Origin of the sequence: Aeromonas australiensis (assembly GCF_000819725.1) — a bacterium.
GTDB lineage: Bacteria > Pseudomonadota > Gammaproteobacteria > Enterobacterales > Aeromonadaceae > Aeromonas > Aeromonas australiensis.
In genome coordinates, this window is the sequence record NZ_CDDH01000012.1 from 40,182 (window position 1) to 61,948 (window position 21,767).

The 21,767-nt window shown below is 59.3% G+C and carries 17 protein-coding genes and 1 pseudogene; 11 read left to right on the plus strand and 7 right to left on the minus strand.

Features of this window, described 5'->3' with window-relative positions:
- Nucleotides 1–79 precede the first annotated feature (79 nt).
- The 4 genes from secF (at nt 80) to tyrA (ending at nt 5,220) form a co-directional block, all read left to right on the plus strand.
- Nucleotides 80–997, plus strand: coding sequence for a protein translocase subunit SecF (secF, locus tag BN1117_RS02145; RefSeq protein ID WP_082032539.1), 918 nt, complete (start codon nt 80–82; stop codon nt 995–997).
- Nucleotides 998–1,232: 235 nt separating this feature from the next.
- Nucleotides 1,233–2,549, plus strand: a complete 1,317-nt coding sequence (glgC, locus tag BN1117_RS02150; protein ID WP_040094568.1) for a glucose-1-phosphate adenylyltransferase — start codon at nt 1,233–1,235, stop codon at nt 2,547–2,549.
- Nucleotides 2,550–2,888: 339 nt separating this feature from the next.
- The gene (locus BN1117_RS02155) at nt 2,889–3,962 is read left to right on the plus strand and encodes a 3-deoxy-7-phosphoheptulonate synthase (RefSeq protein WP_040094570.1); all 1,074 of its coding nucleotides are present in this window, start codon (nt 2,889–2,891) and stop codon (nt 3,960–3,962) included.
- Nucleotides 3,963–4,080: 118 nt separating this feature from the next.
- A complete protein-coding gene (gene tyrA, locus BN1117_RS02160; RefSeq protein ID WP_040094572.1) occupies nt 4,081–5,220 on the plus strand; it encodes a bifunctional chorismate mutase/prephenate dehydrogenase in 1,140 nt (379 codons plus the stop codon).
- Nucleotides 5,221–5,321: 101 nt separating this feature from the next.
- Here tyrA and BN1117_RS02165 read toward each other — a convergent pair whose 3' ends face one another.
- The 4 genes from BN1117_RS02165 to dapB form a co-directional block, all read right to left on the minus strand.
- Nucleotides 5,322–6,473, minus strand: a complete 1,152-nt coding sequence (locus tag BN1117_RS02165; RefSeq protein WP_040094574.1) for a DUF1615 family protein — start codon at nt 6,471–6,473, stop codon at nt 5,322–5,324.
- Nucleotides 6,474–6,762: 289 nt separating this feature from the next.
- On the minus strand, nt 6,763–9,987 hold the full coding sequence (gene carB / locus BN1117_RS02170) for a carbamoyl-phosphate synthase large subunit (protein ID WP_040094576.1): 3,225 nt from the start codon (nt 9,985–9,987) through the stop codon (nt 6,763–6,765).
- Between the two features lie 20 nt (nt 9,988–10,007).
- A complete protein-coding gene (carA, locus tag BN1117_RS02175) occupies nt 10,008–11,144 on the minus strand; it encodes a glutamine-hydrolyzing carbamoyl-phosphate synthase small subunit (protein ID WP_040094578.1) in 1,137 nt (378 codons plus the stop codon).
- 669 nt (nt 11,145–11,813) lie between these two features.
- Entirely contained in the window at nt 11,814–12,626 is an 813-nt protein-coding gene (gene dapB / locus BN1117_RS02180) for a 4-hydroxy-tetrahydrodipicolinate reductase (protein WP_040094640.1), read from the minus strand.
- Between the two features lie 333 nt (nt 12,627–12,959).
- On the opposite strand from dapB, the gene BN1117_RS02185 reads away from it, so the two are divergent.
- The 4 genes from BN1117_RS02185 (at nt 12,960) to serA (ending at nt 17,578) form a co-directional block, all read left to right on the plus strand.
- Nucleotides 12,960–14,294, plus strand: a complete 1,335-nt coding sequence (locus BN1117_RS02185; RefSeq protein ID WP_040094579.1) for a Na+/H+ antiporter NhaC family protein — start codon at nt 12,960–12,962, stop codon at nt 14,292–14,294.
- A 315-nt stretch (nt 14,295–14,609) separates the two neighbouring features.
- The gene (locus tag BN1117_RS02190; protein WP_040094581.1) at nt 14,610–15,206 is read left to right on the plus strand and encodes a 5-formyltetrahydrofolate cyclo-ligase; all 597 of its coding nucleotides are present in this window, start codon (nt 14,610–14,612) and stop codon (nt 15,204–15,206) included.
- 161 nt (nt 15,207–15,367) lie between these two features.
- Entirely contained in the window at nt 15,368–16,021 is a 654-nt protein-coding gene (rpiA, locus tag BN1117_RS02195; RefSeq protein WP_040094583.1) for a ribose-5-phosphate isomerase RpiA, read from the plus strand.
- Between the two features lie 324 nt (nt 16,022–16,345).
- Complete coding sequence (serA, locus tag BN1117_RS02200; protein ID WP_040094584.1) at nt 16,346–17,578, plus strand: phosphoglycerate dehydrogenase; 1,233 nt, start codon at nt 16,346–16,348, stop codon at nt 17,576–17,578.
- Nucleotides 17,579–17,764: 186 nt separating this feature from the next.
- Here serA and BN1117_RS02205 read toward each other — a convergent pair whose 3' ends face one another.
- The gene (locus BN1117_RS02205; protein ID WP_040094586.1) at nt 17,765–18,145 is read right to left on the minus strand and encodes a diacylglycerol kinase; all 381 of its coding nucleotides are present in this window, start codon (nt 18,143–18,145) and stop codon (nt 17,765–17,767) included.
- Nucleotides 18,146–18,289: 144 nt separating this feature from the next.
- On the opposite strand from BN1117_RS02205, the gene BN1117_RS02210 reads away from it, so the two are divergent.
- From BN1117_RS02210 to BN1117_RS19295, 3 genes and pseudogenes are all read left to right on the plus strand, one after another.
- Nucleotides 18,290–19,357, plus strand: coding sequence for a 3-deoxy-7-phosphoheptulonate synthase (locus tag BN1117_RS02210; protein ID WP_040094588.1), 1,068 nt, complete (start codon nt 18,290–18,292; stop codon nt 19,355–19,357).
- A gap of 17 nt (nt 19,358–19,374) precedes the next feature.
- Nucleotides 19,375–19,485: pseudogene (locus BN1117_RS20005) on the plus strand (3-deoxy-7-phosphoheptulonate synthase); the annotation flags it as partial.
- A 5-nt stretch (nt 19,486–19,490) separates the two neighbouring features.
- Nucleotides 19,491–19,613, plus strand: a complete 123-nt coding sequence (locus tag BN1117_RS19295) for a hypothetical protein (RefSeq protein WP_425283246.1) — start codon at nt 19,491–19,493, stop codon at nt 19,611–19,613.
- Between the two features lie 238 nt (nt 19,614–19,851).
- Here the strand turns inward: BN1117_RS19295 and BN1117_RS02215 are convergent, their stop codons facing one another.
- Both BN1117_RS02215 and btuC read right to left on the minus strand, forming a co-directional pair.
- Nucleotides 19,852–20,649: an ATP-binding cassette domain-containing protein gene (locus tag BN1117_RS02215; protein ID WP_040094590.1), complete on the minus strand. Its 798-nt coding sequence runs from the start codon at nt 20,647–20,649 to the stop codon at nt 19,852–19,854.
- 53 nt (nt 20,650–20,702) lie between these two features.
- Entirely contained in the window at nt 20,703–21,710 is a 1,008-nt protein-coding gene (gene btuC, locus BN1117_RS02220) for a vitamin B12 ABC transporter permease BtuC (RefSeq protein WP_040094592.1), read from the minus strand.
- Nucleotides 21,711–21,767: the final 57 nt, after the last annotated feature.

Consider the following 21,767-nt stretch of genomic DNA (forward strand, 5'->3'; position numbering starts at 1 on the left):
AGCAGAACCTTTTCCCCGGCGTGTTGCGACACGTCGTGATGGGCCAACAGCCTGATGCTGGCTGGCCAAGGAGAGAATTATGTTGAGAATGATCGTTGCCATGGGGCTGACCCGTTGGCGCTATATCGGCCTGTGGGCTTCCATCATGCTGACCGTGGCCAGCGTCGCCATCTTGCTGGTGAACGGCCTGACCCTGGGGCTCGATTTTACCGGCGGGGTGCTGCTGGAGTTTCATATCCAGACCCTGAAAGAGGCCCATGAGCTCAATGCCATGCTGGTCTCACCGCTGGCGGGCGCCGTTGAGCTGAGCTCCGCCGGTATTCCCGGCGAGTGGTTGATCAAGTTGCCCCCCCACGAACTGCCCTGGCCCGCGGCGGATCTCGCCACCATGCTGACCCAGCAGCTGGGGATGCCGGTCGAGCTGTTGCGCACCACTATCGTTGGCCCTCAGGTGGGTGCCGAGCTGTTCCAGCAGGGGATGCTGGCGGTGCTGGTGGCGTCGCTGGCGATGTCGGCCTATCTGGCGTTTCGCTTCGAGTGGCGTCAGGCCATCGGCATCCTGCTCTCGGTGGTCCATGACGCCATCGTCGCACTGGGAGTGCTGTCACTCTTTCAGATCGAATTCGATCTGAACATTATCGCCGGGCTGATGGCGGTGATCGGCTACTCCCTCAACGACAGCATCGTCATCTCGGACAGGCTGCGTGACCTGTTGAGTTCGCGCACCCAGATGGGGATCCATGAGTGCTCCGATGTGGCGATCAAGGCGACCTTCAGCCGCACCATGATCACCTCGGGTACCACCCTGTTTACCGTGGGCGCCCTGCTGCTGTTTGGTGGTGATGCCCTCTACGGCTTCTCCTTCACCCTGTTTGCCGGGATCCTGGTGGGCACCGTCTCTTCCATCACCGTCGCCTCGACCGTGCAGGAGCTGCTGGGCCTCACCCCGCAGGCCTATCAGAAAAAAAATGATGAGTCGCTGGCCAACGCAGCATGACTCCGGGTGGTTGCTTATTGCGCCCCTGCCAATGGCAGGGGCTTACTGCGACATCCATCGGTTAGATCCACAAGAAGGCGCAGGCAACTTGTCAACAAGGGGAATGTCAGGGTTTGCGACTAATAACAAATAGGTCATTTTATTACGTTTAAAACTTTAAAGTGTGACTGAAAGCACTTTCTTTAGGGCTCAAAAGCGGCAACATTGTGGTGATTTATCTACAAAGGGATATGAGATGTTGTTACAACCTGCCAATACAGCAAAATCCAGACAGTTGCTGAACGAGACCATGGCTTTGGTGCTCGCAGGAGGGCGGGGGAGTCGCCTCAAACAGTTAACCGACAACCGTGCCAAGCCTGCTGTTCATTTCGGCGGCAAGTTCCGCATCATCGATTTCGTACTCTCCAACTGCATCAACTCCGGTATCCGTCGGGTCGGTGTCGTGACCCAGTACAAATCCCACAGCCTGTTGCGCCATCTCCAATCGGGCTGGTCTTTCCTGCGTTACCAGATGAACGAGTTTATCGATCTGCTCCCTGCCCAGCAGCGGGTGGATGAGGTGAACTGGTATCGGGGGACCGCCGATGCGGTCTACCAGAATCTGGATATCATTCGTGATCACGCCCCCAAATATGTCGTGGTGCTGGCAGGGGATCACATCTACAAGATGGATTACGCCGCCATGCTGCTCGACCATGTCAATATGGGGGCCAAGGTGACGGTCGCCTGTATCGAGGTGCCACGCAGTGAAGCGAGTGCCTTCGGAGTGATGGCGGTAGATGATGATCGCAAGATCAACGCCTTTGTCGAGAAGCCTGCCAACCCGCCCGCCATGCCGGGCAAGGAAGATACCGCACTGGCCTCCATGGGGGTCTATATCTTCGATGCCGAGTATCTCTATCAGCTGCTGGAAGAGGACATTGCCAACGAGCAGTCTCACCACGATTTCGGGATGGATGTGATCCCCCGCGTGGTCAATGAGGGCACAGCATTTGCCCACCCGTTTGGCATGTCCTGCGTCGGCTGCTCGACAGACCGCCGCCCCTACTGGCGCGATGTGGGCACGGTGGACTCCTTCTGGGAGGCCAATATGGATCTCGCCTCTGTGACTCCGGAGCTCGACATCTACGATCAGGATTGGCCCATCTGGACCAGTCAGAACATGACTCCGCCCGCCAAGTTTGTGCAGGACAGAAACGGCCAGCACGGCATGACCATCAACTCGATGTTCTCCGGCGGCACCATCGTCAGCGGCTCCTTTATCCTGAGTTCGGTGCTCTTTACCAATGTGCGGGTTCACTCTTTCTGCACCCTGGATCAGGCGGTGATCTTCCCGGGTGTGGAGATCGGTGCCGGTTGCCGACTGCGCCGGGTGGTGATCGACAAGGGATGCAAGCTGCCGGAAGGGATGGTGATCGGTGAAAATGCCGATGAAGATGCCCGCCGCTTCCATCGCTCCGAACAGGGGATCGTTCTGGTCACCAAACCCATGCTTGATGCCCTGGCAAAGACGCAACACAAACGTGCGGTAGAACAAACCGTGCCGGCATAACGCGCCATTTAGCACGGTTATCGCAGCCGAAAACGGGAGCCCTTGCAGGCTCCCATTTTTTTACTGTCACGAGACCGGCCATGCGGCAGCCAACCGTAAACATAAGATTACAAAAAAAACCTTCCCATGAACCAAAAATGGTAATTCATCCAAATTTCTGGTGATGAGCAGCACGTTTATATTGCCATAAGGCTACTTAATTCCTTATTCACACTTGAATATTGGCGTTTCATTGGTATTGTGGTGGCCACCCGTAACGAAAAAAGAACTTTCGTAAATAAAAAATTACAGCTAGTGGTATTAAAACCAGCGTGCTGACTGTGGCGAGGCAAAGAGGCTATGCAACGAGATCCCCTGAACAATATCCATATCCAGTCCGAACAAGTGATGATCACCCCTGCCCAGCTCAAGGAGAAGTTACCCATCTCCGATAAGGCTCTGGCATTCGTGCAAGGGGCCCGCACTACCATCGCCAACATCATTCATCGTCGCGATCACCGCCTGCTGGTGATCTGTGGTCCCTGCTCCATCCACGACATGGACGCCGCCAAAGCATACGCAACCCGGCTCAAAGCATTGCATGATGCCTACCAAGACTCGCTCTACATCGTCATGCGGGTCTACTTTGAGAAGCCACGCACCACGGTCGGCTGGAAAGGGTTTATCAACGACCCCAATCTGGATGGCACCTTCAATGTGGAGTTAGGGCTACACCGGGCCCGCGAGTTGCTCTGCTGGCTGGCGGAGCTGGAGTTGCCGCTGGCCACCGAAGCGCTCGATCCCATCAGCCCGCAATACCTGGCTGAGCTCTTCTCCTGGTCAGCCATTGGGGCCCGCACCACCGAATCCCAGACCCACAGAGAGATGGCGTCCGGCCTCTCCATGCCGGTGGGCTTCAAGAACGGCACCGATGGTAATCTCGGCACCGCCATCAATGCGCTGCAGGCGGCCTCCTCCCCTCACGCCTTTATGGGGATCAACCAGCAGGGCCAGGTTGCGCTGCTGCAGACCCAGGGCAACCCGGATGGCCACGTGATCCTGCGCGGCGGCAAACATCCCAACTATGACTCGGTCAATGTGTCGCTGGCGGAAGAGGCGCTGGAGCAAGCGGGCCTGCTGCCCAGCCTGGTGGTGGATTGCAGCCATGGCAACTCCAGCAAGGATCACCGCCTGCAGCCCAAGGTGGCGGACAACGTGATCCACCAGATCCAGGAGGGCAACCGTTCAATCATCGGAGTGATGCTCGAATCCAACCTGTTCGAAGGTAACCAGTCCAGCGAGCAGCCCAAGTGCGAGATGCGCTACGGCGTCTCCATCACCGATGCCTGTATAGACTGGGAGACCACGGATGCGCTGCTGGCCCGCTGCCACAGCCAGTTGCAAGCACCACTTTTGGCCAGAACCAGAGCATAAGCCGTGGTATCTTGTTGTAACTGATTGAACCATAGAGGTATCACTGTTCACGCGGTGATACCTTGTTGCCTCTTGAATTTCAGGGCGTCGCTGCGGGCGGCGCCGGTAGGGACCGGACATGGCTGAAGAGTTGAATGCCCTCAGGGACAAGATAGATGTGGTGGACCAGCAGCTGATTGATCTGCTGGCTGCCCGTCTGGCGCTGGTGGGGGAAGTGGGGGAAGTGAAGAGTCGGCACGGCCTGCCCATCTATGCACCGGATCGGGAGGCGAGCATGCTGGCCCGCCGCCGCGCCGAGGCCGAACAGCTGGGAGTACCCGGGGATCTCATCGAGGATGTGCTGCGCCGGGTGATGCGCGAATCCTACATTCTCGAGTCCGCCAGTGAAAAAGATAACCACTTCAAGTGCATGAAGCCGGATCTTGGCAAGGTGGTCATCATCGGCGGTCAGGGCCAGCTGGGCCGCCTGTTTGGCAACCTGTTCAGCCTCTCTGGCTACCGGGTCGAGACCCTGGAGCAAGCCGACTGGCCCCGTGCTGACGAGCTCCTCGCAGGTGCCGGTCTGGTGATGGTGGCGGTGCCCATCGATATCACCTGCCAGGTGATCGATCGGCTCGGCAACCTGCCCCCCCACTGCCTGCTGGTGGATGTCACCAGCGTGAAGGCGGCGCCGCTTGAACATATGCTGGCGGTACATCAGGGGCCGGTATTGGGACTGCACCCCATGTTCGGGCCGGATGTGGCGAGCCTCGCCAAGCAGGTGATTGTCTGCTGTCAAGGGCGCGAGCCCGCCGCCAGCCAGTGGTTGCTGGATCAGATGACTATCTGGGGGGCGCGTTTGCAACAGGTAGAAGCCAGGGCCCACGATGAGGCGATGACCCTCATCCAGGCGCTGCGCCACTTCGCTACTTTTGCCTATGGCTGGCACCTCTCCCGGGAGCAGGCCAACATCGACCGCCTGCTGGCGTTGAGCTCCCCCATCTACCGGCTGGAGCTCGCTATGGTGGGGCGGCTGTTTGCCCAAGATCCCCACCTCTATGCCGATATCATTTTGTCATCACCGCAGAATCTGGCGATGATCCGCCGCTACTACCAAAACTTTGGCGAAGCGCTGGGGCTGCTGGAGCGGGGGGACAGGGATGGCTTCATCGCAGCCTTCTCACAGGTCTCCGGTTTCTTCGGCGAACACGCCGACCAGTTCCTGCGGGAAAGCCGTATGCTGCTGGCCCAGGCCAACGATCGCCGCCAACACGGCTGACTCTGCCAACAAGAGCAATCCCTCATCAATAGCACGTCAAACCTGCCAGCGGGTTGCCATTCTCTGAGGCAACCCGCTTGATTGGCTATCTGTAAACTGCACTACCTGATTGTGGCCATCTTTCTGACACACGCCTGCTCCCTTTCATCCACCCGCTTGGCAAACCAGGCTGTGGTGAGATTGCGGGTGATTTTCGGACTCTTTAGCTGAATACCGGGCAGGATGGCGCGGGGCTGTCGCTTGCCCGCTTGCTTGTCGGCCAGGGTAAAGATGCGATGGTAGAGATCGGTCTTGGCGAATTCGGCGCTATCCCCTTTGCGCAGGCTCTGGCGAATCGCCTGTTTGCTCATATTGACCCGGCTGGCGAGGCTGTAGACGGCCAGTTCGGTGTTGCCCGGCAGATCCGAGTCATAGCGGATCAGATCCCCGTCCAGCGCCAGTGGCTTGCCACTCAAGCGGCTGACGGCGGCCTGAAAAGCGGCATTGCGGCTGGCATACCAGCCGGCGTTGAAGTCGGCAAAGCGGTAGAGGGTATCCGGGTAGTCAGCGGGATAACCGAAGATATGTTTGGTGCCAAACCAGATGCCGCCGCGACGGGTAAAGACTTCGTGGCGAATGGACTCCTTGACAGGATAGGGGTAGCCACGGGCATTGGCCTCGGCAAAGGCCACGCTCACCTGCATCGGGCCGCCGGTACGCACCGGGTTGAGGTTGCCAAACAGCGTCTTGCCCATCGGTAACATGCCGATCATGTCTTCGAAAATTTCGCTCATCTCCCGCTCGGTACGCAACTTGTCGATCCGCTCGGCGTAACTCTTGCCGGTGGGCGAGTTGATGGAGAGCGCGGCCCGTACCATAAACTCGGGGATCAGCAGCTTGCTGGCGCGGGCGTTGATCTCTTTCCAGGCGATCTTGTTGAGATTGGGCACCACAGGGTCGGCCTGATAGGTCGCCTCCTGCTCCGCCACCGCCAGCACGCTACAGACGTTGTGATCATTAACCATCACCCCCTGGGTGGTGAGCGCCGTCACCACGTCGTTGGCCCAGCCCTGTTTGTCAGGCACCTGACGGGGCAAGAAGCGCACGATGCGACTTTTCATATCCGCCGGTTTGCGCGGCTGCATGGCAGGCGGCGTTTTGGGGGGGCTCACGCTCGCCTCTTTGGCAGGCGCCGAGGCGGGATCACTGGCACAACCGGCCAGCAGCAGGGCAGAGCAGAAGGCAATAAGACGACAGAAAGGCAACGCGGTCATATGCATATCCATTTTTGTAGGCCCGACAGGCTGCGCCGCTGGCACTGTACTGACAAGCAAAGTGGGGTCATTGTAGAGGATTGCCTGCTGCAGTTGAAACCCGCGCTCTCAGCATCCCCTCCCCTTGCCTGCTGTAGCCACCCCACGCGCCATCCGTTGTCTGCGATGGGGAAGACATGACCTTCCTCAATGGCTCACCCGGCCCGAGCCGAACAGTGAACGCCAGATAAAAAGAAACCCCCGCCATCGCTGGCGGGGGTTGGTCGTCTGGCAAGTCAGGCTCAAAACCTTAGCGGTTCTTCACCTTCTGGTGCAGCTCCTGCACCGAGTTGACGTTGGCGGTGGCATCCACGCTGATGGCCATGCAGGTGGCGAACGCCTCATTCATGGTGGTGGTATACGCCACCTTGTTCTGCAAGGCGGCGCGACGCAGCTGCTTGGAGTCCTGGATCGCCACCCGCCCTTCGGCGGTGTTGACGATATAGGTGTACTCGCCATTCTTGATGCGGTCGAGAATGTGCGGGCGACCTTCATGCACCTTGTTGACCAGACGCGGGTTGATGCTCGCTTCACCCAGTGCGACCGCGGTGCCGTGAGTGGCATCCAGCTCGTAGCCCAGCTCCAGCAGCTTGGCAGCCAAGTCGACCACCTGCGCCTTGTCGCTGTGACGCACTGACAAGAGGGCACGACCCTCTTTCGGTACCGCGTTGCTGGCGCCCAGCTGCGCCTTGGCATAGGCCTCGGCAAAGCTGCTGCCCACCCCCATTACCTCACCGGTAGAGCGCATCTCCGGCCCCAGCAGCGGGTCAACCCCCGGGAACTTGGCGAACGGCAGTACCACCTCTTTCACCGAGTAGTAGGGCGGGATGATCTCTTTGGTGAAGCCCTGTTCTTGCAGCGACTGACCGGCCATCACGCGGGCGGCAATCTTGGCCAGCGGGGCACCGGTCGCCTTGGAGACAAACGGTACGGTACGGGCAGCACGCGGGTTCACCTCGATGAGGTAGATGTCATCGCCCTTGACCGCGAACTGCACGTTCATCAGGCCGATAACGCCGAGCTCCAGCGCCAGCTTGCGCACCTGTTCGCGGATCTCGTCCTGAATTTTCTTGGACAAGGTATAGGGAGGCAGGGAGCAGCCGGAGTCACCGGAGTGGATACCGGCCTGCTCGATGTGCTCCATGATGCCGCCGATGACTACATCGGTGCCGTCGCAGATGGCATCCACGTCCAGCTCGGTGGCATCGTCCAGGAAGCGGTCCAGCAGTACCGGCGATTCGTTGGAGACGCTCACCGCCTCGGCGAAGTAGCGACGCAGATCCTGCTCGTCATAGACGATTTCCATGGCGCGGCCACCCAGCACGTAGGAGGGGCGAACCACCAGCGGGTAGGTAATGCGCTCGGCCAGCAACACCGCCTGCTCCAGCGCGGTGACGGTGCCGTTTTCCGGCTGCTTGAGGCCAAGACGCTCGACCGCAGACTGGAAGCGCTCGCGGTCTTCGGCGCGGTCGATGGCATCCGGGCTGGTACCGATGATCGGCACGCCGTTGGCTTCCAGTGCACGGGCCAGTTTCAGCGGGGTCTGGCCACCGTACTGGACAATCACGCCCTTGGGTTTTTCGATGCGCACGATTTCCAGCACATCTTCCAGGGTCACCGGCTCGAAGTAGAGACGATCCGAGGTGTCGTAATCGGTGGAGACGGTCTCCGGGTTGCAGTTGACCATGATGGTCTCGTAACCATCTTCGCGCAGGGCCAGCGCCGCGTGCACGCAGCAGTAGTCGAACTCGATACCCTGACCGATACGGTTCGGGCCGCCGCCGATGATCATGATCTTGTCGCGGTTGCTCGGGGCCGCCTCGCACTCCTCGTCATAGCTGGAGTACATGTAGGCGGTGTTGGTAGCGAACTCGGCGGCGCAGGTATCTACCCGCTTGTAGATCGGGAAGATGTTGTGGCGGGCACGCAGTTTGCGCACTTCCCCTTCGGCCACACCGAGGATCTTGGCCAGACGGGCATCGGCAAAGCCCTTACGCTTGAGGGCGCGCAGGAAGTCGGCATCCAGACCCGCCATGCCGCGCTCTTTCACCTCTTCTTCCAGTTTCACCAGATCCTCAATCTGCACCAGGAACCAGGGGTCAATCTTGGTCAGCTTGAAGATGCCATCCATGGAGAGACCGGCGCGGAACGCATCGGCGATATAGAAGATACGGTCGCTACCGGCGTCCTGCAGCTCATGACGGATGCGGGTCAGGGAGTCCGGCGCATTGAGGTCAACCATGGGATCGAAGCCGGTTTTGCCGGTCTCGAGGCTGCGCAGCGCCTTGTGCAGGGACTCCTGGAAGTTGCGGCCGATGGCCATCACTTCGCCGACCGACTTCATCTGGGTGGTCAGACGGTCGTTGGCACCGGCGAATTTTTCGAAGTTGAAGCGCGGCACCTTGGTGACCACGTAGTCGATGGCCGGCTCGAAGGAGGCTGGAGTACGGCCGCCGGTGATGTCGTTCATCAGCTCGTCGAGGGTGTAACCGATGGCGAGCTTGGCGGCGATCTTGGCGATGGGGAAGCCGGTCGCCTTGGAGGCCAGCGCGGAGGAGCGCGACACCCGCGGGTTCATCTCGATGATGACCATGCGGCCATCTTTCGGGTTGATACCGAACTGGACGTTGGAGCCGCCGGTCTCGACGCCGATCTCGCGCAGCACCGCCATGGAGGCGTTGCGCATCAGCTGGTACTCCTTGTCGGTCAGCGTCTGGGCTGGCGCGACCGTGATGGAGTCACCGGTGTGGATACCCATGGGGTCGAAGTTTTCGATGGCGCAGACGATGATGCAGTTGTCGTTGCGATCCCGCACCACTTCCATCTCGTACTCTTTCCAGCCGATCAGCGACTCGTCGATGAGCAGCTCTTTGGTCGGCGACAAGTCCAGACCACGTTCGCAGATCTCGACGAACTCTTCGGTGTTGTAGGCGATGCCGCCACCGGAGCCGCCCATGGTAAAGGAGGGACGGATGATGCAGGGGAAGCCGACCATCTGCTGCACGCCCCACGCCTCTTCCATGTTGTGGGCGATGCCGGCACGGGGGCACTCCAGGCCAATGCTGCGCATCGCCTTGTCAAAGCGGGAGCGGTCTTCGGCCTTGTCGATGGCGTCGGCGGTGGCACCGATCATCTCGACACCGAACTCGGCCAGCACGCCATGCTTCTCCAACGCCAGTGCGCAGTTGAGCGCAGTCTGGCCGCCCATGGTGGGCAGGATGGCGTCCGGGCGCTCTTTCTTGATGATTTCGCGCACTACTTCCCAGGTGATGGGCTCGATGTAGGTGGCGTCTGCCATCTCCGGGTCGGTCATGATGGTGGCCGGGTTGGAGTTGACCAGAATGACGCGGTAGCCCTCCTCGCGCAGGGCTTTGCAGGCCTGGGCGCCGGAGTAGTCAAATTCGCAGGCCTGGCCGATAACAATGGGGCCGGCGCCGAGGATCAGGATGCTCTGAAGGTCGTTACGTTTTGGCATGAAACTCTTTCCTCTTTTCCTTAGGCGCGATACTGCTTGATCAATTCAATAAAGTGGTCAAAGAGACCGGCACAGTCGTGCGGGCCCGGGCTCGCTTCGGGGTGCCCCTGGAAGCTGAAGGCCGGACGGTCGGTGCGATGGATGCCCTGCAGCGACCCGTCGAACAGGGAGACGTGGGTGGCGCGCAGGCAATCCGGCAGGCTGTTCTCGTCTACCGCAAAACCGTGGTTCTGGGCGGTGATCATCACTGTGTTGTCATCGAGGCTCTTCACCGGATGGTTGGCACCGTGGTGGCCAAACTTCATCTTGACGGTCTTGGCACCGGAGGCCAGACCCAGCAGCTGGTGACCCAGACAGATGCCGAACACCGGGGTGTTGGTATTAAGGAAAGCCTTGATGGCCTCGATGGCGTAGTCGCACGGCTCGGGGTCGCCGGGGCCGTTGGAGAGGAAGATGCCATCCGGGTTCAGCGCCAGTACCTCGGCGGCCGGGGTCTTGGCCGGTACAACTGTCAGGCGGCAGCCACGGTCAACCAGCATCCGCAGGATGTTGCGCTTGACGCCAAAGTCATAGGCTACCACGTGGTATTTCAGCTGGTCGGCAGCCGGGGTCACGTGCCCCTTGCCGAGCTGCCAGCTGCCTTCGGTCCAGCTGTAGGATTCGCTCACGGTCACTTCCTTGGCCAGATCCATCCCCTTCAAACCGGGGAAGGCGCGAGCCTGTTCGAGGGCATAGGCTTCATCGACCTGCTTGCCGGCCAGAATGCAGCCAGCCTGAGCGCCTTTCTCGCGCAGGATGCGGGTCAGTTTGCGGGTGTCGATGTCGGCGATGCCAACGATATTGTGAGACTTGAGGTATTCGGAGAGGGATTGCTGATTGCGGAAATTGGAGGCAAGTATCGGAAGGTCCCGGATGATCAATCCTTGCGCATGGATTTGACTGGACTCTTCATCTTCGCTGTTGGTGCCGGTATTGCCGATATGGGGGTAAGTGAGGGTGACTATCTGACGGGAATAAGAGGGATCGGTGAGGATTTCCTGATAGCCCGTCATCGACGTATTGAAAACCACTTCACCAACGGAACATCCCTCGGCGCCTATCGACACGCCTTTGAACACAGTTCCATCTTCCAGCACTAGCAATGCAGTGTGATTCAAGACAACCTCCAGTTATTTAGCTTTAAATTCAGCAATTTACCTGGGTGTTGCGGGCTCGATTCCGGTCTTGAACAGGACTCGAACCCGGCAGATTTCTGGCAAATTGGGCGCATTCTACTTAAAAAAAGTGGCATTTCAACGTCTTTTCTCAGGTGAAATGCATCTAAATTCAATAAAAAAGCAACATTACCCATTATCTATGCACTCAATACCTTTGCAACCCCCTCCCGCGAAAGAAAAGGAAAAACCACCACCAAAAGATGCCACCAAGCCAGCAATAACGACAAAAACAAACAAAAAGACCAATTAAAACAATGGCATTTATTTTTACACAGAAAGCATTAATGACAAATTTAACGCTTTTACGATGACAAGAGTGAACGCGAGGAATGTAAAACGTTTTTCCGCGTTTGAATTTTTAGTCTTTTCCAGCCAGTGTAAAAAAATGACTTCATCCGCCATAAAGATGCTCAAATCTGTTACCTGGTGATGACATTCAGGAAGGGGAAATCTGATGGATAACGAAATAGTGTGATTTATAAGGCATTCAGATAAAAATTGCAGAAAGTACGTCTTTTTACACAAACTCTGGCTGACTGACAGCAAAAACCCCGGCAAGCCGGGGTTTTTCACTGGATAGCAGTAATACGAAAGTGCCGCACAGAGACATCACTTGAGATTGAGCACATCCTGCATGTCATAAAGACCGGCACCCTGCTGACCAAGCCACTTGCCCGCCCGCACGGCACCGTTGGCGAAGGTGAGACGGCTGGAAGCCTTATGGCTGATCTCCACCCGCTCGCCGATATCGGCAAACATGACGGTATGCTCACCCACCAGATCGCCGGCGCGAATGGTGGCAAAGCCGATGGTGTTGCGATCCCGCTCGCCGGTGATCCCCTCGCGGCCATAGACGGCGCACTCTTTCAAGTCACGTCCGAGGGTCTTGGCCACCACTTCCCCCATGGAGAGCGCAGTGCCGGACGGTGCATCCACCTTGTGCCTGTGGTGACCTTCGATGATCTCGATGTCGGTGTAATCCCCCATCACCTTGGCCGCCTGCTCCAGCAGCTTGAACACCAGGTTGACGCCGACCGAGTAGTTGGAGGCGAAGACGATGCCGATCTGCTTGCCCGCCTCTTGCAGGGCCGCCTTGCCCGCATCGTCAAAGCCGGTGGTGCCGATCACCATCTGCTTCTGATGAGCCAGTGCAAACGCCAGGTTGGCCAGGGTCACCTCGGGACGGGTGAAGTCGATGATAAGATCAAACTCATCCCGCACCTTGTCCAGACTGTCGCTGATCACCACCCCCAGCGTGCCCAGACCATTGAGCTCACCGGCATCGAGACCGATCACCGCCGAACCCGGCCGCTCCAGCGCAGCACCAACCTCCACGCCATCGGTATTGGTGATGGCCTCCAGCAGCACCTTGCCCATACGACCATTACAGCCCATCACGGCCACACGGATCGGATTGTCCATCTCCACCCTCTCATCTCTTTTAATTATGGAAAGAGACCGTTTTACCAGCCCGCGCCGGGTTTGAAAAGCCCGCGGTGAACCAGCAGAGCAAGCCGATAAATCAACGAAATATCTCATTTAATCCGAACATTTGACGGATTTAATCAGAGGAGCGAAATCGACAGATAAAAACAACTATCCGTCTGGACGTCTATCTTGACCTTGCGGGGTTGACTCACTACTGTGGGCACCCCAATGCGGCAGGATGCCCGCCCTGTTTTCCCCCTATCCCTATCCGATACAGGCACAAAGCAGTTTATGACAGGAGGTCATTGTTCAATTTCAGAGGAACACATGATCCAGACTCAACCCAGTGCCAGGGCCTTGCTGCCACTTCTGGTTTTTCTCGCACTCTTTATCGGTACCGGTACCTGGCTGACCCTGCAGGGGGTCGAATTTGCCTTCTATCAGCTGCCCGCTCCGGTTGCTGCTCTGCCTGCGGTGATGCTCGCCCTGCTGCTTGGCAAAGAGAGCTTCAACAGCAATCTGGAGACCTTCTTCAAGGGGGTCGGCCACAGCAATATCATGGCGATGTGCCTTATCTATCTGCTGGCAGGGGCCTTTGCCAGCGTGGCCAAGGCCACCGGCGGGGTTGATGCCACTGTGGCGCTGGGTTTGTCGCTCATCCCCGGCTGGGCACTGCTGCCCGGGCTGTTCCTTATCTCTGCCTTTATTGCTACCGCCATGGGTACCTCGATGGGTACCATAGGTGCAGTCGCCCCTGTGGCCCTTGGCGTGGCACAGGCGGCGGATATCAATCCGGTACTGATGGCAGGTACCATCCTCTCCGGCGCCATGTTTGGCGATAACCTCTCCATCATCTCCGACACCACTATCGCGGCCACCCGCAGTCAAGGGTGCGAGATGAAGGACAAGTTCCGCGAGAACATCAAGATTGCCGCCCCTGCCGCCATCGCGGTGATCCTGCTCTATCTGACTCTGGGCTCAGTGGGTGAAGCCCCTGCCAGCGGCAACGCCATCGAGCTGTTCAAGGTGATGCCCTATCTGCTCATTCTTGGGCTGGCGCTCGCCGGGGTGAATGTGTTTGTGGTGCTGGGGATCGGCATTCTGGCCGCCGGTACGGTAGGCATGATCAACGGCTACGCCATCGGCCAGTTCAGCAAGGATATCTATCAGGGTTTTACCGGCATGCAGGAGATCTTCTTGCTCTCCATGCTGATCGGCGGTCTCGGTGCCCTGATGGAGCGCCAGGGGGGGCTGGCCTGGATCAGCGAGCGCATCAGCGCTCTGATTGCCCGTTTCACTCGCGAGCACAATGGTGAACAGAACGAGAAAGCGGCCGAGCTCGGCATCGCCGGGGTGGTGAGCCTCACCAACCTCTGCACCGCCAACAACACGGTGGCCATTATCGTCGCCAGCAAGGTGGCCCGGGATCTGGCCGAACACCACGGGGTCACCCCGCGCCGCGCCGCCTCCATGCTCGATATCTTCTCCTGCGTGGTACAGGGTCTGATCCCCTGGGGCGCACAGGCGCTGCTGCTCGGCTCCATCTTCGCCCTGTCGCCGTTGGCGGTAGTGAGCATGAGTTTCTACCCGATGGCGCTGGCTGTAGCGGCACTGATTGCAGTGTTTGTGAAACACCAGATGCGCGGCAAGGCTGACAAGTAACAGGATAACGTCCATGCGTTTCTACACAGGATTAGCGCTCGCGGTGGCGGCACTCATTGCAGTGTTTGTGAAGCACCAGATGCGCGGCAAGGCTGACAAGTAACAGACCAGAGGCTGGCGCGCCGACATGCCGTCAACAGGGGCCGTACCCTAGCCCCTGTTAATGCAATATCGGATACACCGGCGTTTATCCCCCTCCCCGTGCATCAGCCGTCCGGGGCGGGAGTCCTCCTGTCACCCCTTAACGTCAAGAGTGAGTGTGCTAAGGTAGAGCGCGTTCAAGCCATCGATGCGCAGCTATACCAGAGGTTCCCCATGCATGAGTCCCAACCCGAACGTCAATCCCTGCGCCAACTGGTTCGTCAACGCCGCAAAAATCTGAGTCCGGCCGAGCAGCAAGCGGCGGCCCAACAGCTGCTGGCCCAGTTCAAGCAACACCCCGAGATCCTCGCCGCCAAACGGATTGCCCTCTATCTGGCCAATGACGGGGAGATCAATCCCTTGCCCACCATCCACTGGCTGTGGGCCCAGCACAAAGAGGTCTACCTGCCGGTGCTCCACCCCTTTACCCCGGGTCACCTGCTCTTTTTGCGCTATACCGCCACCAGCCCCATGGTGCGCAACCGCTACGGCATCGAAGAGCCGGAGCTGGATATCCTGCAGGTGGTGCCCCACAGCACCCTCGATCTGATTTGCACCCCGCTGGTTGCCTTCGATGCCCATGGCAATCGCCTTGGCATGGGGGGCGGCTACTACGATCGCACTCTCGCCATCTGGCATGAGCACAAGCTGGGCCCCAAGCCACTCGGCATTGCCCACGATTGCCAGCAGGTAGATGCAATCCCGCAAGAGGAGTGGGATGTGCCGCTGCCCCAGATCATCACCCCGAGCCACTGCTGGCGCTTTGAATAGGCTGTTTTTGGCCGGCAGCCCCGGCTTTGTGCGCGCAAACGCAGAATAAACAGGCAAACGATTTACAAAGTCCCTCTTTTTGCCCCGGAACGTGAGCAACAAGGTCGCGACGGGGTACCGGGTTGGATATAATGCGCCCGCTTTTTTCTTAAGGAACGATCATGACTCAAGATGAAATGAAGAAGGCGGCCGGTTGGGCTGCGCTCAAGTATGTGGTTCCCGGCACCATCGTCGGGGTGGGCACCGGCTCTACCGTCAACCACTTTATCGACGCGCTGGCGACCATGAAGGACGAGATCAAGGGGGCGGTGTCCAGCTCAGTGGCCTCTACCGAGCGCCTCAAGGGCTTCGGCATCACCGTATATGATCTCAACGAGATCGACGCCCTCTCCGTCTATGTGGATGGCGCCGACGAGATCAACGCAACCCGCGACATGATCAAGGGCGGTGGCGCAGCCCTGACCCGCGAGAAGATCGTTGCCGCCGTCGCTGACAAGTTCATCTGCATCATCGACAACACCAAAACCGTCGAGGTGCTGGGCCAGTTCCCGCTGCCGGTGGAGGTGATCCCGATGGCCCGCGAATACGTGGCCCGCGAAATTCGCAAACTGGGTGGCAACCCGGTGTGGCGTGAAGGGGTGGTCACCGACAACGGCAACCACATTCTGGATGTGAAAGGCATGGCCATTACCGACGCCAAGGCGCTGGAAGTGCGACTGAACGCCATTGTTGGTGTGGTCACCAACGGCCTGTTCGCCGCGCGCGGCGCCGATGTGGTCCTGATCGGTACACCGGACGGCGTGATTACCCAGTAATCCCGACACCGGCAGCACAGTGCAGCGGCATCCTCCCTCGCCCGCCAGCGCCACTCTGGCAGCCCTGACACAACAGCTGCGTTGCTTGAGCCCCGGGATGGGATATGACCGAAACATTGCATTGTGAATAAATGACGGCGCCTGATGGCGCCGTTTTTATTTATCCCTCAACAAGTTGCATTCGGATGTTTACAACAATCGTTGATAACTTCAAAGAATTTGACTTTCGTCACAAATATTCCTTCTCCCGAACGTTTTTGCTACTTTACGGTTTTCTTCGCACACCAAATCTGCACTTACGTTTGCACATACAGAGGGATCGTCATGACTGCCAAGTTTTCACTGGACAAGGATAAAATCAAGGTGCTGCTGCTGGAGGGAGTCCATCCCAACACGGTAGAGACCTTTCGCGGAGCAGGTTACACCAGTGTGGAGTATCTCAAGACCTCTCTTTCCGAAGAGGAGCTGATCGAGCAGATCCGCGATGTCCATTTCATCGGGCTTCGCTCGCGCACCCAGATCACCGAAAAAGTGCTGGATGCCGCCAACAAGCTGGTCGCCATCGGCTGCTTCTGCATCGGTACCAACCAGGTGGAACTGGAAGCGGCCCAAATCCGCGGTATTCCGGTCTTCAACGCCCCCTTTTCCAACACCCGCTCGGTCGCCGAGCTGGTACTGGGTGAGATCCTGCTGCTGCTGCGCGGCATCCCCGAGAAGAACGCCAAGTGCCATCGCGGCGTGTGGGAAAAACTGGCCAACCGCTCGGTGGAAGCGCGCGGCAAGAAGCTCGGCATCATCGGCTACGGCCACATCGGTACCCAGCTTGGCATCATCGCCGAGAGCATCGGCATGAAGGTTTATTACTACGATATCGAGAACAAGCTCTCGCTGGGCAACGCCATTCAGGTGCCAAGCATGGTCGAGCTGCTCAATATGTCCGACGTCATCAGCCTGCACGTTCCCGAAACCCCCTCCACCAAGAACATGATCGGTGCCGAGCAGCTGCGGATGATGAAACCGGGCGCCATCTTTATCAACGCCGCCCGCGGTACCGTGGTGGATATCGATGCGCTGGCTGACGTGATCAAAAGTGGTCATATCGCCGGCGCCGCCATCGACGTCTTCCCGGTCGAGCCCAAGTCCAACGACGAGGAGTTCCAAAGTCCGCTGCGTGGGCTGGAGAACGTCATCCTGACCCCGCACATCGGTGGCACCACCCATGAAGCGCAGGAGAACATCGGGCTGGAAGTGGCCAACAAGCTCATCAAGTACTCCGACAACGGCTCCACCCTCTCCGCCGTCAACTTCCCGGAAGTGTCGCTGCCGGGCCACAAGGGCTCCAGCCGTCTGCTGCACATTCACCGCAACCAGCCCGGTGTCATGAACCAGATCAACCAGATCTTCGCCGAAGAGGGGATCAACATCGCCGGTCAATACCTGCAGACCAGCAGCCATATCGGCTACGTGGTGATCGACGTGGAAACCGAGCATAGCGAGAAGGCGCTCACCAAACTCAAGGAGATCAAGGGCACCATCCGCGCCCGGATCCTCCACTGATAAGCCCTTATCTGCGCAGCAAAAAGCCCGTCGTGATGACGGGCTTTTTTATGTTGCAGAGCCTAAATCGTGTTCGCTCCCTTCTCCCCTCGCGGGAGAAGGGCTGGGGATGAGGGGGAGAAGATATCTCCCTCACCCTGCTCTCTCGCAGGGAGAGTGCGCAAACTCACCGGCAAGATATGTGCTCTACCACCACCCCAGTAAATTGCGGCCCACCAGCGCCCCCCATACCAACCCATTGAGGGCCAGCGCGATAAACACCGCTGCAGAGCCGAGATCCTTCGCGCGGCCGGAGAGCTCGTGATGCTCGGAGCCAACCCTGTCTACCACGGCTTCAATGGCAGAGTTGAGGATCTCGACAATCACCACCAGCCAGCTGATGACAACCAGCAGCAGGATCTGGTTGAGAGAATCCCCCAGCCAGAAAGCCAGCGGCATCAGCAACATGATCAGCATCAGCTCCTGCCGAAAAGCGGCTTCATTGACCCAGGCTGACCTGAGCCCCTTGATGCTGTAACCGGTTGCGTTGATGATGCGGGTGACCCCGGTTGCCCCTGGCTTTGCCACGCTATCTACCTCATTTGAAATCGATTTTGGCCTCACATCCTATCAGAGCCCCCCAAGGTTTCAATCAGGGGACTTTTGCTTTATTTTATCTCTTCGCCTTTTCGCCCCTTGCGGCTGACACCACCCACTCGAGACTTGAGTTGTATGTCCATTCACACAGATGAATTGCGCACCCGTCGCCTGGAGTCACTGATCACTCCGAGCGAGCTTGCCCACGCGTTTCCGATCACCGATACCATTGCCCAGAATCTGCTGGATGCCCGTCGCGAAGTGGAAGCCATTCTGGCCGGAGACGATCAGCGCCTGCTGGTCATCGTCGGCCCCTGCTCCATCCATGATCCCGCGGCCGCCCACGAGTATGCCAAGCGCCTCAACGCACTGCGCGAGCAGTATAAAGAGAGCCTCTGCATCGTGATGCGCACCTATTTCGAGAAGCCGCGCACCATCGTCGGCTGGAAAGGGCTCATCAATGATCCGCGCCTCGATGGCAGCTTCGATGTCAACGAAGGGCTCAAACTGGCGCGCAAGCTGCTGGTCGATATCAACGAACTGGGCATGCCCACCGCCACCGAGTTCCTCGACATGGTGACCGGCCAGTACATTGCCGACCTCATCACCTGGGGTGCCATCGGCGCCCGTACCACCGAGTCCCAGGTACACCGCGAGATGGCCTCCGCCCTCTCCTGCCCGGTCGGCTTCAAGAACGGCACCGACGGCAACACCCGCATCGCCATCGATGCGGTGCGCGCCGCCCGCCACAGCCACATTTTCTATTCGCCGGACAAAGACGGCAAGATGACCATCTACCGCACCGCCGGTAACCCCTTTGGTCATGTGATCCTGCGTGGCGGTCACCGCCCCAACTACGACACCGCCAGCATCGACGAAGCGTGTGAAGCGCTGGCCGATGTGGGCCTGCCGGAGCGGCTGGTGGTCGATTTCAGCCATGGCAACAGCATGAAGGATCACCGTCGCCAGCTGCTGGTGGCGCAAGACATCTGCGATCAGCTGCGCCGCGGCCGCACCGGCATCGCCGGCATCATGGCAGAAAGCTTCCTGGTGGAAGGGCGTCAGGATGTGGAGAACGGCTGCGCCGCCACCTTTGGCCAGAGCATCACCGATGCCTGCCTGTCGTGGAGCGACAGCGAAACCCTGTTAGCGATGCTGGCCGAAGCCGCGCTGGTACGGTTGAACAAAGCAGACCTGCGGTAACGACTGCGACATCACCCTTTGGCCAGAGCATCACCGATGCCTGCCTGTCGTGGAGCGACAGCGAAACCCTGTTAGCGATGCTGGCCGAAGCCGCGCTGGTACGGTTGAACAAAGCAGACCTGCGGTAACGACTGTGACATCACCCTTTGGCCAGAGCATCACCGATGCCTGCCTGTCGTGGAGCGACACCGAAACCCTGCTGGCGATGCTGGCCGAAGCTGCGCAGGTGCGGTTGAACAAAGCAAACCTGCGGTAACGACTGCGACATCACCCTTTGGCCAGAGCATCACAGATGCCTGCCTGTCGTGGAGCGACACCGAAACCCTGTTGGCGATGCTGGCCGAAGCCGCGCAGGTGCGCCTGAGCAAACAGGCTTGAACTGCGAATAAAACCAAAGGGGCCAGTATTTTTGATACCGGCCCCTTCTTCTTGCCGTCGGCCGATTACGCTTCGCTAATCGACCCTACATGCGCGCACTTTCCTATACACCCTACTTACAAACTGGGCATAAACCACACGCGCCCCGCCGCTTCAATGCGCTCGGTCTTTATCTGGAACACCTGCGCCAGCAGCGCCTCATCCACCAGCTCGACGCCTCCTTCGCGCACCACAGCCCCCCCTTGCAGACAGAGAATGCGGTCGGCCCAGTCAATGGCCAGATTGATATCGTGGATGGCGAGCACCACCAGCAAGCCCTGCCTGGCCAGGGTTTTCAACAGCCGCAATAGCGCCAGCTGATGATGCAGATCGAGCCCCGCCAGCGGTTCATCCAGCAGCAGCACCTTGCCGGTCGGATTGAGGCTCGGCCACACCTGCAGCAGGGTACGGGCAATCAGCACCCGCTGCTGCTCGCCCCCCGACAACCGACTGAAGTCCCGGGCCAGCAGAGCTTCCAGCTCCAATGCCTCGCACAGTGCGTTTATCGCCTCGTTCTGTCTGGCGGGCGCAACTGCCTCATCGAGCCCCAGGCTCAACACCTGAAACACCGGAATATGGAACAGTTGAGGCTGACGCTGGGGCAGCATGGCGCGCCGTTTGGCAAGCTCGGGCCAGCTCAGGTCAGTGAGCACTTCCCGCCCCAGCAGCACTGTGCCCTCGGCGGGCAAAATCCCCGCCAACGCCCCGAGCAGGGTCGACTTGCCACTGCCATTGGGACCAAGCAGCGCCACCAGCTGGCCGCCATGCCAGCGGATATCGAGGGGAGAGAGCCGTCCGGCGATGGCGAGCTGCTGCGCCTCCAGCAGCGGCGCAGCAGCACGAGAAGAAACAGGCATCAGATCAGCGGGCGACATCGGCATCTTGCCTCAACAACGGGTAAATAAAGAGAGTGCGCACCCCGACCAAATCATGGAGCACCATCAGCAGTTTGCCTCAATAGCAGGTAGATAAAGAGCGGCGCCCCCACCGAGGCGGTAATGACGCCGATAGGCAGCTCACCGGCGCTGAGTGCCGAGCGCGCTAACAGATCAGCGGCCAGCAGCAGGGCTCCGCCACCGAGCGCCGAGGCAGGCAGCAGAAAGCGCTGATCACTACCTCCACAGAGCCGCAGCAGATGGGGCACCACCAACCCGACAAAACCGATCACACCGCACAACGACACCGCCACCCCGGTCAGCAGACAGACCGCCAGCACCAGCCGCACCCGCATCTTGTCGACATCCATCCCCATCAGGCGGGCCTGGGTCTCCCCCAACAACAACTGTTGCAGCGCCTTGCCCTGCCAGCAGAGCCAGCCCAGGGTAAGCGGCAGCACCAGCCACCACCAGCCAAACTGCTGGCTGCCGTAAGAGAGGCTGCCCATCATCCAGAACATGAATTCACGCAAAGAGCCATCGTCGGCAAAGTACATCAGCCAGGTCATGGCGGCATTGGTGAGAATACCGATGGCCACCCCAAACAGCAGCAAGCGGGCATGACCGAGGCGCGCCCGGCGAGCCAGCCGAATGAGCAACATGGTCACCAGCAAGGCGCCAGTGAAGGCCGCCAATGACAGCCCCCAGCCGGGCAGATAGAGGCCTAGGGACTTGGCCACCGCCATCGCCACCATGGCGGCAAGGCCTGCCCCGCTTGAGACGCCAAGCAGCCCGGGTTCGGCCACCGGGTTGTGCAGCATCACCTGCAGCACGGCGCCGCCACAAGCAAGGGCTGCGCCGGCCAAGAGGGCCAGCAGGGCGCGGGGCAGCCGCAGCTCCAGCAAGATGCGCTGTTCGAGATCGCCAAGGGGCTGCCAGGGCAGCAGCACAAACTCGCCCCAGACGAGGGAGAAGAGAAACAGCAGCAGGGTCAGCAGCGTCAGGCCACAGAGCCAGCGCAGCTGCCAGCGCTGCTGGCGGGCGATAAGGGAGAGGTACAAGGATGATCCCCGGCAATGACTAGGCTTTATCCCAGGCCCTGTCGCAGCGCCGGGGAG